Consider the following 1,198-nt stretch of genomic DNA (forward strand, 5'->3'; position numbering starts at 1 on the left):
TAAAATAAAACTATAATCTAAAAATAAAAAATAATGATTTAAAATTAATAATTTTAATTAATTATTCAATTTTAAATCTTTCAGCTGATTTTTCAACTCTTTCTGCAACTTCTACAACTTTTTTTGCAATCTGTTCGATTTCTGAAATAACTCTATCTAATTCTTCTGTTGAAGCAGTTACTTCTTCAGCAGTTGCTGTGAATTCTTCTGAGATAGAAGCGATGTCTTGAGCGTTTCTAAGTGCATCATCTGTACTTACGCTTGCTTTTTTAGAATCTTCCTTGATGTTGTTTACAGCAGCTGTTGCTCTGTTAACGCTTTCTTTAATTTGCATGAATGCGTTATTTACTTCATCAATTGCAATTACACCTTTGTCTACTTCTTCTCGTCCGGTAGTTCCTAATTTAATCGTTGTAGTCACTTTTCCGTTGATTCCTACGATTGTTTTATTAATATCTTCTACGGACTTTTGAATCTCTTCTGCTAATGATTTAATTTCACTTGCTACAACTGCGAAACCTTTACCTGCTTCTCCTGCTCTCGCTGCTTCAATACTTGCGTTGAGTGCTAATAAACCGGTTTGCTCCGCAATATCCTTAATTAATGTAGTTACTTCATTTATTTTCTTACTTTCTTCGCCGAGTTCTTCGATTGATTTACCTAAGTTGTCGATTACGTTTGTAATCTTTTGCATCGTCACTACAGCGTTTTCTACTTTTTTTACACCTAATTGTGAATTATCTTCAATTTCAGTGTTTAACTGTACTGTATCTTCTGCATTACCGTATAAATCTTTTGCAATCTGGCTGGTTAATTCTAACTGGTCAGTTGCGTCTTGTAATTTAATAGATTGGTCTGATGAAGCGGTGGCTACCTGTGAAGCTGCTTCACTTACTTGTTCAGACGTTTCCTTAGCGTCTTCAAGTTCTTTTCTTATTTTATGTACTTCATTATCTAATATAGTAATCTCTTCTTTGAGTTCTGTTATTAATTCACCAGTACTAATAATACCTGCGTTTATAACATATTCCAAACTCTTTTCGTCGTCAGCATTACTCATTCTTCCAGTTAAGTCTCCTTCTGCAACACCGTGCATTACAGAGCTTACTTCTTCCAATAGTTCTGCTAACTTAGCTTTATCCATATCTAATGTTTTATTCAACTTAACTACGTTATCGGCCATTTCGTTGAATGATTC

The 1,198-nt window shown here is 33.7% G+C and carries 1 protein-coding gene; it reads right to left on the reverse strand.

The genetic code is table 11. The features are described 5' to 3' along the window. Positions 1–61 precede the first annotated feature (61 nt). On the reverse strand, positions 62–1,198 hold a 1,137-nt coding region (locus tag J3E06_RS08495; protein WP_259165089.1), incomplete at its 5' end, for a methyl-accepting chemotaxis protein.

The sequence above is a fragment of the Methanococcus voltae genome (genome assembly GCF_024807655.1).
Taxonomy (GTDB): Archaea; AGJL01; Methanococci; order Methanococcales; family Methanococcaceae; genus Methanococcus; species Methanococcus voltae_D.